The 13685-nt window shown below is 67.8% G+C and carries 5 protein-coding genes and 1 tRNA gene; 3 read left to right on the top strand and 3 right to left on the bottom strand.

Annotated features, from left to right (window positions below; all coding sequences use genetic code 11):
• Positions 1-98: 98 nt before the first annotated feature.
• Positions 99-8543 (bottom strand): beta strand repeat-containing protein, encoded by an 8445-nt coding sequence (locus Q368_RS0120995; RefSeq protein ID WP_029461002.1) that lies wholly within the window; start codon positions 8541-8543, stop codon positions 99-101.
• Between the two features lie 185 nt (positions 8544-8728).
• Between Q368_RS0120995 and Q368_RS0120990 the strand changes: the two genes are divergently transcribed.
• A complete protein-coding gene (locus tag Q368_RS0120990) occupies positions 8729-10486 on the top strand; it encodes an ATP-binding protein (protein WP_029461001.1) in 1758 nt (585 codons plus the stop codon).
• Between the two features lie 18 nt (positions 10487-10504).
• Here the strand turns inward: Q368_RS0120990 and Q368_RS0120985 are convergent, their stop codons facing one another.
• Together Q368_RS0120985 and Q368_RS26710 are read right to left on the bottom strand one after the other, a co-directional pair.
• A complete protein-coding gene (locus Q368_RS0120985; protein WP_029461000.1) occupies positions 10505-10813 on the bottom strand; it encodes a hypothetical protein in 309 nt (102 codons plus the stop codon).
• Between the two features lie 31 nt (positions 10814-10844).
• A complete protein-coding gene (locus Q368_RS26710; RefSeq protein ID WP_169740613.1) occupies positions 10845-11009 on the bottom strand; it encodes a hypothetical protein in 165 nt (54 codons plus the stop codon).
• A 198-nt stretch (positions 11010-11207) separates the two neighbouring features.
• On the opposite strand from Q368_RS26710, the gene Q368_RS0120975 reads away from it, so the two are divergent.
• Both Q368_RS0120975 and Q368_RS0120970 read left to right on the top strand, forming a co-directional pair.
• Positions 11208-12950, top strand: a complete 1743-nt coding sequence (locus Q368_RS0120975) for an NAD+ synthase (protein WP_029460999.1) — start codon at positions 11208-11210, stop codon at positions 12948-12950.
• Between the two features lie 148 nt (positions 12951-13098).
• A tRNA-Thr gene (locus Q368_RS0120970) sits at positions 13099-13174 on the top strand.
• Positions 13175-13685: the final 511 nt, after the last annotated feature.

Genomic DNA, 13685 nt, shown 5'->3' with positions numbered 1-13685 from the left:
CGCGCCCTCCTTTTAAACGGCTCAAGGATTGCATCGGCCGGCCGTCCTGGCGACGGCCGGCCGCAGTCAGGCGTCGGCAAGCGTCCTTTGCGCGCGCGTTACGCCAGCGCGTTGGCCAGGGCGCTCAACTGTGCCGTGGTCATACCGGCCAATTGCGTTGTTGTAAACGCGTCGATCTGCGTGGCGTCGAGCGCTTCCAGTTCCGTTGTGGTCAGGCCGGCGATGGTCGTTGTGGAAAGCGCCGCGACCGTGGTCGTGGTCAGGCCCGCCAGTTGCGTGGCCTCGATGCTGCCGAGCTGCGTCGCGCTGAAAAGCCCGATCTGCGTGGCCGTCAGCGCCCCGAACTGCGTGGAGGAGATGGCCAGGAACTGGGTGGTGGTCAGGGCGCGCAGCTCCGTGCCGGTCAGGCTCGCCACCTGGGTTTCGTTCAAGGCCGCGATCTGCGTGGCGGACAGCGCGGCGAACTGCTCCTCGTCAAGCGACCGGATCTGCATCCGTTCGAGCCCGCCGATCTGCGTCGTGGTCAGGGCCGCGATCTGCGTGGCGGAGAGGTCGCCGATCTCGTCCGTGGTCAGGGCGCCGATCTGCGTGGCGGTAAGGCCCGCAAGCTGCGTCAGGGTCATGCGCCCGAGCTGCGTTTCCGTCAGCCCCCGCACGCCGTCCGAGGACAGGGCCGCGATTTGGGTGGCGCTCAAGGCTTCGAACTGCGCGCCGCTTAAGGCCGTCACCTGGCTTGCGGTCAGGCCGCGTATGCTCGTCGTGCTCAATTCGCCGACCTGCGCCGTGGTGAGGCTCGCCAACTGGGTCGTGGTCAGGCCCGCAACGCCCGTGGCCGACAGGCTCTTGAACTGCGTGGTGGTGAGGCCGGACAGCTCCGTGGTGGTCATGCCCGAGATGCCCGAGGCGGAAAGGGCCGCGATCTGTGTGGCGGTCATGGCCGCAAGCTGCGTCGTGGTGAGCGAGGCGACCTGCGTCGCGGTCAGTCCGGACACAGCGGAGGTGGAAAGTTCGGCCATCTGGGTCCGGGTCAGGGCCGCGATCTGCGTCGTTCCCAGGGCCGCGGCCTGGGACGTGGTCAGGCCGCCGAGTTCCGTGGCCGAGAGCACGCCGAGTTGCGTCGTGGTCAGGGCGGCGACGACTTCCGTGGAAAGCGCGCCCATGCCCGTGGCGGAAAGCTGCGCCAGCTGCGTGACGGACAGCGCGGCCACGTCGTCGGCCGTGAGCCCTGACAGGGCCGTGGTGGACAGCGCCGCCATCTCCGTGGCCGTCAGCGCCCCGATCTGCGTCGAGGACAGGCTCGTGATCTGGCTGGCCGAAAGCCCGGAAACGCCGGTTGCGGACAGCGCCGCGACCTGCGAGGTGGAAAGCGCCGCCAGCTGCGTGGCGGAGAGGGTGGACAGGGCCGTGGACGTGAGGCCCGCGACCTGCGTGGTGGACAGCGCCGCGAGTTGCGTGGCCGTCAGATCGGCCGCCTGCGTGGTGGTCAGCGCGCCGATCTGCGTGGCGGTCAGCGCGGCCAGCTGTCGCGAGGTCAGGGCCGCGAACTGCGTCGTGGTCAGCCCGGGCACGGCCGTGGTCGAAAGTCGGGCGATCTGCGTGGTGGTCATGGCCGCCAGCTGGGTCGAACTCAATCCCGCCACCTGCGTGGAGGTGAGCCCGGCCACCTGCGTGTTGGTCAGGCCGGCGACCTGCGTCGTGGAGAGCGCCGCGGTCTGGGCGGCGGTCAGCGCGCCGATCTGCGTGGCGGTAAGTCCCGCGAACTGGGTCGCGGTCAGCGCGGCCAGGCGCGTGGTGGAAAGACCCTGAAGCTGCGTGGTGGAAAGCGCCGCCATCTCCGTGGCGGAAAGCGCCGCGAACTGCGTCGTGGAAAGCGTTTCCAGCTGCGTTTCGGTCAGGCCCTTGACGGCGCTGGCGGACAGCGCGCTGATCTGGGTTCTGCTGAGGGCTTCCAACTGGGACACGGACAGGGCCGCCACCTGCGTTTCGGTCAGGCCGCCGATTTCCGTGGCGGTGAGCAGCCCGAGCTGGGTGCTCGTCAGGGCCGTCGCCTGGGTGGTGGTCAGCGCGCCGATCTGCGTCGGGGTCAGGGCCGTCAGCTGCCTTGTGGAAAGAGCGGCTATTTCCGTGGTGGTCAGCCCTGTGACGGCCGTCGTGGACAGGGCGGCGATCTGCGTGGTCGCAAGCGCCCCCAGCTGGGTGGTGGTCAGGGCGGAAACCGCGGTGCTGGTCAGCGAGCCCATCTGCGTGGCGTCGAATGCGCCGAGTTGCGTGGCGTCGAGCGCGGCCAGCTGCGTCGTGGACAGGGACTCGATTTCCGTGTGCGTCAGGCCGGCGACCTGCGTCGTGGTCAGCTGGCCGATGCGGGCGGCGGAGAGCGCCGCGAACTGCGTGGTGGTCAGGTCGCCGATCTGGTCCGGGGTCAGCTGGCGGAACTGGGTTTCGCTCAGGTTCGCGAGCTGGGTGGCGCTGAGGCCCTGGATGCCGGTTTCGGTCAGGGCGGCGAGTTGCGTGGCGCTAAGCGCCGCGAGCTGCGTATCGGCCAGAAGCGCCACCTGCGTTTCGGTCAGGCCGCTTATTTCCGTCGTGGTCAGCACGCCGATCTGCGCCGTGGTCAGGGCGGCGAGCTGGGTGGCGGAGAGCGCGCCGAACTGGGTGGCGGAAAGCGCGCCGAGCTGGCGGGTGGTCAGGGCCGCAAGTTCGGTCGTGGTCAGCCCGGCCACGGCCGTGGTGGACAGGGCGGCGAGCTGCGTCGTGGTCAGCGCGGCCAGTTGGGTGTCGCCGAGGCTCTGCACTTCGGTGGCGGTAAGCGCGCCCACCTGCGTCGTGGTCAGGTTCGCGATCTGCGTGGGGGAAAGCGTCGCGACCTGGGTCGTGGTCAGGGCGGCGATGCCGGTCGTGGTGATGGCCCGCAACTGGGTCGTGGACAGGGCGGCGAGCTGGGTTTCGCTCAGGGCCGCAAGCTGCGTTTCATTGAGCGACGCCATTTGCGTGGAACTCAGTGCCGCGATCTGCGCGGTGGTCAGGCCCCGTATCGCCGTGGCGTCGAACCCGTCCACGCCGGCCACGGACAGGGCGGCCAGCTGGTCCGCGGACAGGGCCGCGAGCTGGTCGGCGGAAAGCGCGTCTATCTGGGTGGATTGCAGGCCGCTGAGCTGCGTGGCGGTAAGCGCCGCCAGCCGCGTCGTGGCGAGCGCGGCCACTTGCGTTTCCGTCAGCGCGCCGATCTGGCCGGCGGTCAGGGCCGCGAACTGGTCGCTGGAAAGCCCGGCCAGTTCCGTCCCGGTCATGCCGGCCACGGCGGTCGTGGACAGGGCGGCGATCTGCGTCGTGGTCAGGGCGGCCAGCTGCGTCTGGGACAGGGCCGCGACCTGCGTGCTGCCGAGCGCCGCGACGTCCGTGGCGGAAAGCGCCGCGATCTGCGAGGCGGACAGGGCGGCGATGCCGGTTTGCGTCAGCCCCTTGATGGCCGTGGCGGAAAGCGCCGCGATTTGCGTCGTGGACAGGGCGGCAAGCTGGCTGGCGGAGAGCGCCGCGACCTGCGTGTCCGTGAGCCCCCGGATTTCCGTCGCGGTCAGGGCCGCCCACTGCGTGTCGGCAAGGGCCGCGAGCTGGGTCGTGGCGAGCGCGGTGATCTGGTCGGCGGTCAGGGCCGCGATCTGACGCGTGGACAGGGCGGCCATACCCGTGGCGGTCAGCCCGGCCACGGCGGTGGTGGTGAGGTTCGCGAGCTGGGCCGTACCCAGGACGGCCAGTTGCGTGGCGTCGAGGCTGGCCACCTGCGTCGCGGTGAGGCTGGCCATGCCGGTGGTCGAAAACGCGGCGAGCTGGGTGGTGGTCAGGGCGTCGATCTGCGTGGGGCTCAGGTCCCCGACCTGCGTCGCGGTCAGGGCACGCAGCTGGGTGGTGGTCAGGCTCTGGATCTGGGTTGCGGACAGAGCGGCGATCTGGCTGTCGCTCAAGGCCTTGATTTCCGTCGCGCTCATGGCCGCGAGCTGGCTCGCGGACAGCGCCGCCACCTGCGTCGTGGTCAGGCCCCTGACGGCCGCGGCGGACAGGGCGGCCACCTGGCTCGTGGACAGGTCGGCGAGCTGGGTGGTCGTCAGGGAGCCGAGCTGCACCGCGTCGAGTCCGGCCAGGGCGGTGGTGGACAGCGCCGCGAGCGCGGTCGCGTCAAGGGCGGCCAATTGCTGCGTGGAGAGCGCGCCGAGCTGTCCGGCGCCGAGCGCGCCGAGCTGGGCCGTGGTAAGTTCCGTCAGCTGCGTGCTGGTCAGGCCCTTGATGGCCGTTTCGGACAGCGCCGCGATCTGGGTCTTGGACAGCGCTCCGAGTTGTGTTTCGGACAGCGCCGCGGCTTCCGTGGCGGTCAGCCCGGCCAGGGCCGTGGCGGTCAGGGCCGCGACCTGGGTCGTGGACAGGGCGGCCAGCTGCGTTTCGGTCAGAGCGCCTATGGCCGTGCTGCTGAGCCCGGCGACTTGCGTGGTGGTGAGCAGGGCGATCTGCCCGGTGGTCAGTCCGGCCACGGCCGTTTCGCTCAGGGCCGCGAACTGGGTGGCGGTCAGGGCGGCGAATTGCGTCTCGGTCAACTCGCCCACGTCGGTCGCGGTCAGCCCGGCGATCTGGGTGGCGGTCAGGGCCTTTACCTGCGTGCTGGTCATGGCCGCGATTTGTGTCCCGGTCAGGGCGCTGACGCTTTGACTGCCAAGGCCCTTCACCTGGGTGGTGCTCAGGGCGGCCACCTGGGTGGTGCTCAGGGCGGCCACGGCCGTGCTGGTCAGCCCCGAGACCTGGTTTGCGCCCAAGACCTTCAACTGCGTGGTGGTGAGCGCAGCCGCCTGGGTTTCGTTCAGGCCGGCCAGGGCCGTGACGGTCAGGGCCGAAATCTGGGTGGTGGTCAAAGCCGCCAGTTGCGCCGTGTCCAGTTCGTTGAGCTGCGTGCCGGTGAGGCCCTTGATGGCCGTGGCGGTCAGGGCGGCGAGCTGCGTCGTGGACAGGGCGGCCAGCTGCGTTTCGGCAAGTGCGCCCGCGGCCGTGCTGGTGAGCCCCTTGAGCTGGGTTGTCGTCAGTGCGGCGGCCTGGGTGGCGGACAGCCCTTCCAGGGCCGAAGTGGTCAGGGCGGCGATCTGGGTGGAGGTCAATGCCGCGAGTTCCGTGAGGGTCAGCTCGCTGACGTCGGTGCTGCTCAAGCCCTTGATCTGCGCGGCGGTCAGGGCTGCCAGCTGGGAGGTGGTCAGGGCGGCCATCTGGGTTGCGGACAAGGCGCTGACGTCGGTTGCGGTGAGGCCCTTGAGCTGCGTGGTGGTCAGGGCAGCCATCTGGGTGGTGGTCAGGGTTTCCACGGCCGTATCGGACAGGGCGGCCAGTTGTGTGGAAGCAAGCCCGGCCAACTGCGTGGTGGTCAGCCCCGCCAGTTGCTCCGCCGTCAGTCCGGACAGGGCGGTGACGGTCAGGGCCGCGATCTGGGAGGACGACATGCCGGCCAGCTGCGTGGCGGTCAGGGTGGCCACGCCCGTTGCGGTCAGGCCGGCGAGGGCTGTGGTGGGCAGTGCGGCCATCTGGGTTGCGTCAAGCGCAGCCAACTGTTCCGTGGACAGGGCCGCGCCCTGGGTCCGGGTCAGGCCGGCCAGCTGGGTCGTGGTCAGGCCGGCCAACTGCGTGGCGTCGAGGCCGGCGAGGGCGGTGGCGGTCAGGGCGGCGATCTGGGTTGCGGTCAGGACCGCGAATTCCGTGAGGGTCAGCTCGCTGACGTCGGTGCTGCTCAAGCCCTTGAGCTGTGTGGCGGTCAGGGCGGCCAGCTGGGTGCTGGTCAGTGCGGCCATCTGGGTTGCGGACAGCGCGCTGACGGAAGCGCCGGCCAGGGCGCGCATCTGGGTCAGGGAGAGCGCTCCCAGCTGGGTTTCGGTGAAGCCCGAAGCGGCGCTCGAGGACAGGGCGGCGAGTTGTGTGGTGGTCAGGCGTGAGACTTGCGTGGTGGAAAGGCTCGCCAGTTGGGTGTCGGACAGGCTTGCGACCTGTGTCTTGGTCAGGGCGGAAACCTGCGTCGTTTCCAGGGCTGCGATCTGGGTCGTCGTGAGGTTGCCGATCTGCGTGACGGTCAGTCCGCTTAGGGCCGAGGCGGAAAGCGAGGCGAACTGCGTCACGGACAGGGCCTCGAGCTGCGTCTCGCTCAGGCCCTTGATGGTGGTGCTGGTCAGGGCGCCCACTTGCGTGGTGGTCATGGCGGCCAGTTGCTCTTCGCTCAGTCCCGAGGCGCTGGTGGCGGTCAGGGCGGCGATCTGCGTGACCGAAAGGGCTCTGACGACCGATGTGGGCAGTTCGCCGAGGTCGGTGCTCGAAAGCCCGCGTAGCTGCGTTGCGGTCAGTGCGGTGATCTGCGTGGTGGACAGACCCGCGAGCTGGTCGCTGGACAGTTCACCGAGGCTGGTGCTGGTGAGGCCCTTGATCTGGGTGGTGGACATGGCGGCCAGCTGGGTGGACGCCAGCGCGTCCACGACCGTGACGGTCAGGGCCGCGATCTGGGTGGCGGTCAGGACCTTGACCTGAGTGGTGGTCAGGGCGGCGCTCAGGGTTGTGGTGAGGCCCTTGATCTGGGTGGCGGTCAGGCTGGAAAGCTGTGTGGTGGTCAGGGAGGAGAACTGGTCCACGGTGAGCCCGCTTATGGCGGTGCTGCCGAGCTTTTGCAGCTGCGTCGTGGTGAGTGCGGCCATCTGGGTGGTCGTCATGGCCGCGATCTGGGTGTCGGTGAGGCCGCTGATGGCCGCCGTGGACAGTCCCTTGATCTGCGTCGTGCTCAAAATCGCGATCTGGTCCTCGCTGAGGCCCGCCACGGCCGCACTGGTCAGTGCGGCGATCTGGGTCCGGCTGAGGCAGGCCAGTTCCGTCAGGCTCAATTCGGAGACGTCGGTGCTCGTGAGGAGCTTGAGCTGGGTGGTGGTCAGCGCGGCGACCTGGGCCGCGTCGAGCACCGAGAACTGGGTCATGCTCAGGCTGCTGACGGCCGTACCGGTGAGCCGCGCGATCTGCGAGGCCGTCAGGGTGTCGAGCTGTGTGGTGGTCAGGGCGGCGGCGGCGGTCGGGGTCAGGGCCGCCATCTGGGTGGTGGTCAGGGCCGCGAGTTGCGTCGTGGTCAGCAAGGGAATCTGGTCCGCGGTGAGGCCCTTGATCTGTGTCACGGTCAGGCTCGCGACTTGCGTGGCGGCCAGGGCGGCCAGCTGCGTCTCGGTCAGGCTGCCGATCTCCCCGGCGCTTAAGCCCCGCAGGGCCGTACCGGTGAGTGCGGCGATCTGGGTGGCGGACAGGGCCGCGATCTGGGTTTCCACCAGAGAGGTGACCGCCGTCGTGCTCATGGCGGCGATCTGGGCTTCGCTCAGGCCGGCGATCTGCGCCTCGGTCAATCCCTGTGCCTGCGTCTTGGTGAATGCCGCGATCTGGGTGGTGGTCAGGGTGGCCAGTTCGGTCAGGGTCAACTCGCTGATGTCGGTGCTGGTGAGCGTTTTGATCTGCGCCGTGGTCAGGGCCAGGACCTGTGCCGTGGAAAGGGAGGCGGACTGGGTTTCATTCAAGGCGCTGATGAAGGTGTTGCCGAGCGAGGCGATCTGGGTTCCCGTCAGGCCGTCGAGCTGCGTCTCGGACAGGGCTGCGATGCCGGTGGTCGAGAGTGCGCCGAGTTGTGTCCCGGTCATGGCCGCGATCTGGGTGGCGGACAGGGCCGCGACCTGTTCGACGGTCATCTTCTTGAGCTGCGTGGCTGTCAGCACCGCGACCTGGGTCGTGTCCAGGCTTTCGATGTGGGCGGTGGTCAGGCCGGAGAAGGAAAAGGCGTTGATGGCCTTGAACTGCGTGGTGGTCAGGGCCGCCAGTTGCTCCAGGGAAAGACGCTGGATCTGGGTCGTGGACAGCGCCGCGACCTCGGTCACGGTCAGGCAGGCGATCTGTGTGGTGGACAGGACGTCGATCTGGGATTCGGAAAGCGTCCTGATTTGCGTGGCGGAAAGCGAGGCGATCTGGGTGGCGGACAGGGCCGCGAGCTGTGTGGCGCTCAAGGTGGCGATATCGGTCGTGTTCAAGCCCTTGAGTTGCGTGGTGGTCATGGCCGCGATCTGTGTGGCGCTCAAGGTGGCGATTTGGGTGTCCGCAAGGGCTCGGACCTGGGTGGCGGTGAGCCCGGCGAGCTGGGTGGTGGTCATGGCCGCGATTTGCGTCGTGGTCAGCTGGGACACCTGCGTCGTGGTCAGTTCGCCGATGTCCGTGCGACTGAGGCCGGCCAGCTGGGTCAGCGACAGGGATGCAATTTCCTCCGCGGAAAAGACCGCGACCTGCGTTTTGGTCAGGGCGGAAAATTGTGCCGCGCTGAAGGAGACGATCTGGTCGATGGTCAACGCGGCGGCCTGTGCTGTGGTCAGGGAGGCGATCTGCGTGGCGGAAAGCGCTGCGACCTGGGAAGCGACAAGGGAGGAAAAGCCCGTCGCACCGAGACTTTTTATCTGGCTGGCGGTGAGCGTCGTGATGGTGTCCGGAGTGTAGGTATCTATGGATGCAACCGTCATGGGACTCCTCCTTCGCCGTTGCGCCTTGCCTTGCAGACCGGAAATATTTGCCCTGCCGCCCCTGGCTGGGAGTGGTAAGGCAAGAAAAGCGCCACAACGTCCGTCCGTTGCGTCGCCCCGTCCATGTTTGCGCGCATTGCGCGGCCGGGGGGAATCCGCTATCGGGTTCGAATCCGGAGGGGTCGATGACGCGGAAGCACATCCTCATCGCCAGCCTGGTTTTCGTGCTGCTGACCGTGGCTGTGGGCGGCATGGGGTATCGGGCCAAGACGGACGCCCTGGCCGTGGTCACGGCGCAGTTCAACCAGCAGCAGCTGCTGCTGGCCGAAAAAATCGCCGGGGACATCACCGACCATTTCGCCTTTCTGCGCACCTGCCTGGAAGGGCTTTCGCTGATGTGGCGCGAACAGGCCGTGGAAAACGGCCGGCCGTGGCTGCACGTCCCGGCGTTTTCCGGCATCCTCGCCCAATGGAACGTGGCGGCCGTGGGCGTGCTGGCGCCGGGCGAGTCGTTGCCACGCTTTTTCGACGCCTCCGGGACGCCCCTTCCCGACGCGGGCCTGTGCCCGGCCGCCTGCGGCGACATCCTGGCCGCGACCGGGGCGCCGGGCCGCATCGGCCTCGGCCGGGTGTTTTCCCCGCAAAGCGGGGTCTTCGCCGGCCGGCGGCTCGTGGCCATGGCCATGCCCCTGGCCGACGACCGGGGCCGCGCCGGCGGGCTCGTGCTCCTTGTGGACGCCGTGGCCGTGGCCGCGCGCTACGCCCACGACGTGCGCTCCGGCCAGACCGGCTACGCCTGGGTCCTGGACGACCGGGGCGTGTTCCTGGACCACCACGAAAGCGCCTTTATCGGCCACGAATCCCTGGCCGTGCGTCGCGAGCGCGATCCGAACATCGACTGGGCGCGGCTGACCTGGCTGATCCACAACCGGGTCATGGCCGGCGAACGGGGCACGGACTGGTACGTGTCGGGCTGGCACCGGGGGCGCATCGGCGAGGTGATGAAATACGTGGCCTTCTGCCCCGCGCCCCTCGATCCGGGCCGGTACCCCGGCAACCGTTGGGCCGTGGCCCTGGCCGCGCCCCAGGACGAGGTCCAGGGCCTCATCGGCCGGCTGGTGGTGCGGCAGTGGCTGCTGGTGGGCCTGTTCGAGCTGATTGTGTTCGTGGGCTTCGCCACGGTCATGCACTTCGCCCTGCGCTGGAACACGACCCTTTCCCGCGAGGTGGACAAGACGGCCCGGGAACTGCTCGGCGCGCAGGAAAAACTCATCCGCGCCGAACGCTTCGCCGCCATCGGCGAGGCTGCGGCAAGGCTCTCCCACGAGATCAAGAATCCGCTCATGCTCATGGGCGGCTTCGCCAACCAGGTGCGCCGACACATGGCCGAAGGCGACAAGGACGCCGAAAAGCTCGCGATCATCGAGTCCGAAGCCAAGCGCCTGGAAACGCTTTTAAACGAGGTGCGCGATTTCACCCGGCCGGCCGCGCCGCATATCGAGGCCCGGGACCTCAACGAAACCGTGCGCGCCTCCCTGGCCGTGATGCGCCCGGCCCTGGAAGCGCGCAACATCGAGGCCGCCATCGACCTCGACGCGGCTCTGCCCCCGGTGCCTCACGACGCGGACCACATCAAGCAGGTCCTGCTCAACCTCATGAAGAACGCGGCAGAGGCCATGGAACAGGGCGGCCGGCTCGCGGTACGCTCCGGCATCCGGGACGGCAAGGTTCGGCTGACCGTCGCCGACACCGGCGGCGGCATCCCCGAGAACGTGCGCGCCCGCGTGTTCGACCCCTTCTGCACCACCAAGGAATCCGGCACGGGCCTCGGGCTTGCCGTGTGCCAGCGCATCGTCGAGGACCACCACGGCGAGATCCGTTTCAACACGGGCGAGACGGGCACGACGTTTACCGTGGAGCTTCCCTTGTCGCCCCAGGCATAAGCCCCGACCGGGCTCCCGTCACGGCGCGTCGGCCAGGAACGCCTTTCTCACGCAGGCCAGGATGTTCGCGTGGGTCTCGTCGTCGAGCATGCTGTCCGGCTCGGCCGCGTCGTAGTAGCCGATCCAGATTTCCTCGTAGAGGCTTCGGGGCAGGTGCGAGAGGTCGCCCACGCCGAGGCGGCAGATGACGGGTTGGCCTTTCCAGGCCGTCCTGCCCTGGTAGAAATGCTGTCCCCGGTGGTTGCTCACGGGCCGGAAGCGGTAGCCCGCGAGCAGGGCGTCGATGCAGGCCGCCTCGTCGCCGAAGGGGAAGCGCATGTCGGTCATGGCTGTATCTCCTTGCGCCGTGTCACGGCGGTCATCGCATTTCGCCGGGAGCGACGGTTCGCGCGGCGCAGGGCTGCTCGCCCGCCGGCGGCTCCGGCCGCGCGGGCGTCTGGGGGGGCTGGCGCGGGGTTCCGAGAAAGCTCTTGGCCCAGCTTGCGGCCTGGCGACGCGAGGAAATCGAGGTGTGGGAGGACATGGCGGCTCCTTGATGCCCGGCCGCGGGGACCGGGCGGGTTTGCTGCGGCCAGTTTATAGCGATAATGAAAATCATTGTCAATGAAGGTCTGCGTGATATTCAGCTGCGCCATTTCAGGCGACCCGGGCGCGGCTGTTGCCGGGCGCGGCGAGACAGGCTAGGTATTCACGCAGCTTGGATGGGGGAAAGGAGGCGGTCATGGCCGGTATACGCCTGGCGCTTTGCCAGTTAAATCCCACGGTGGGGGACATCGGCGGCAATGCCGGCAAGGTGCTGGCGGGCCTCGCGGCGGCGCGCAAGGCCGGCGCGGAGCTTGCCGTATTCCCGGAAATGGTGCTCTCAGGCTATCCGCCCGAGGATCTGCTGCTCAAACCCGATTTCGTGGCCGCTTGCATGGAGCGGGCCCGGGAGATCGCCCGGGAGACCCGGGGGCTGACGGCCATCTTCGGCTGCCCGTGGCTGGAGGGCGACCTGCAAAACGCGGCCGTGGTCGCGCACGACGGGGCCGTGGCCGGCATCGTGGCCAAGCGCTACCTGCCCAATTACGGGGTCTTCGACGAGAACCGTTATTTCGCCGCCGGCCGGAGCAGTGCGGTCTTTGACCGGGACGGGTTCGTGTTCGGCGTGAGCGTGTGCGAGGACATCTGGTATCCGGGCGGCCCGCCGGCGGAACAGGCGCATGGCGGGGGGGCGCGGCTGCTCATCAATATTTCCGCCTCGCCCTATCATCGGGGCAAGGGCGCGGCCCGGGAGCGGATGCTCGCCACGCGCGCCTCGGACAACGGCGCGTTCGTGGCCTACGCCAACATGGTCGGCGGCCAGGACGAGCTCGTTTTCGACGGCCACAGCGTGGTGTTCGGGCCTGACGGGTCGCTGCTCGCCCGGGGCAGGCAGTTCGCCGAGGACATGGTGCTGTGCGAATTGGACCCGGGGCTGCCCACGCGGCGGCGGCTGCTCGATCCGCGCTGCCGCAAATGGGAGCCGCAGTTCGAGACCTGTCCCGCCCATGTGCCGCTTGCCCCTGTGGCCGGCTGCACGCGCGCCGCGCTTGCGCCCGCGCCCATCGCGCCGCTGCTCGACGATGTGGAGGAAGTCTACCGGGCGCTGGTGCTCGGCACCGGGGATTACGTGCGCAAATCCGGTTTCCCGGGCGTGGCCATCGGGCTGTCCGGGGGCATTGATTCGTCGCTGACGGCGGTGATCGCCGCCGACGCCCTGGGCCCGGAAAACGTGCTCGGCGTGGCCATGCCCACGCGGTTTTCCTCCGACGACAGCCTGGAGGACGCCCAGGCCCTGGCCGAGGCGCTCGGCATCGAATTCCACGTCGTGGCTATCGAAGAGGTGTTCAAGGCGTTTCTGGGCGCGCTTTCCCCGCTTTTCGGCGACCGGCCCTTCGACGTGACCGAGGAGAATCTGCAGCCGCGCATCCGCGGCACGCTGCTCATGGCGCTTTCCAACAAGCTCGGCCGGCTGGTGCTGACCACGGGCAACAAGTCCGAGGTGGGCGTGGGCTATTCGACGCTCTACGGCGACACGGCCGGCGGCTATGCGGTGATCAAGGACGTGCCGAAGACGCTGGTCTACGCTCTTTCACGGTGGCGCAACGCAGAGGCCGGTCGCGACATCATTCCGGAGCGGGTGCTGGTGAAGCCGCCCACGGCGGAGCTGCGGCCCAATCAGAAGGATTCGGATTCGCTGCCGGAATACGACGCCCTGGACCCCGTGCTTGCGGCCTATGTGGAGCAGGGGCTTTCGCCGTCGGCGATGATCGCCTCGGGCATGGACGCGGCGGTGGTGGACCGGGTGACGCGCCTTGTGGACCGCAACGAGTACAAGCGGCGTCAGAGTCCGCCGGGGCCGAAGATTACGACGCGCGCGTTCGGCAAGGACTGGCGTCTGCCGATCGTCAACCGCTACGCCCCGCCGCGCGGCGGCGACTGAGAGGCCGCGCCGCAGCCAGACGGTGTGCCGCCCGCGACTCGACCGCACAATGCGGTCAAAAGTGGCCTAACATGCCCAGTTATGACCGGTTTGTAAAACCCGCTTGACTGCCCGCGAAGCCGCGTGTATCAAGCATTTCCTCGCATAGGCCAGCGTAGCTCAGTTGGTAGAGCAGCTGATTCGTAATCAGCAGGTCGGGAGTTCGAGTCTCCCTGCTGGCTCCATTAAAAGTAAGGGGATTTAGGTGTTTGCCTAAGTCCCCTTTTCTTTTGCTGATTTTTGTTCCTGGTTTTTTCGGCAATGGGTCCAATATAGGTACAAATCATGATTGGGGTAATCTATACAGAAAGAGTATGGAAATTGCTCAAGAGAGTTGTATTCATTGTTCCTGAAATATTGCAAAAAATTAATATAATGGAAAATATAAAAAGAGATGTCCCGACGTGGACTTTAGGAACCGCCGGGTCTGCCTCAGGACTTCCAAGCGAGCAGGCGATGGACCGAAAAGCATCCGGTCAGTGAATCCAGGTAGTTCAAGCGGTTGTTTCATCCAAGAGCATCCAGACAGCATACTTTCACCCGAAAACAACCACAAAAGTATGCCCAAGGGTATGCTTGGATGGACAACCTACTCTACAACTACGCCCAAGTCCCACCACCTTCGCCCCCGAGGGGGTTTGAACCAGATCGTGCCAGCGTCCAGTGTGAGAGAGCGACCGTAAGCCAAAATCTAGC

Source organism: Solidesulfovibrio alcoholivorans DSM 5433 (genome assembly GCF_000702665.1).
GTDB lineage: Bacteria > Desulfobacterota > Desulfovibrionia > Desulfovibrionales > Desulfovibrionaceae > Solidesulfovibrio > Solidesulfovibrio alcoholivorans.
This window is presented reverse-complemented; position numbering and strand designations above follow the sequence as displayed.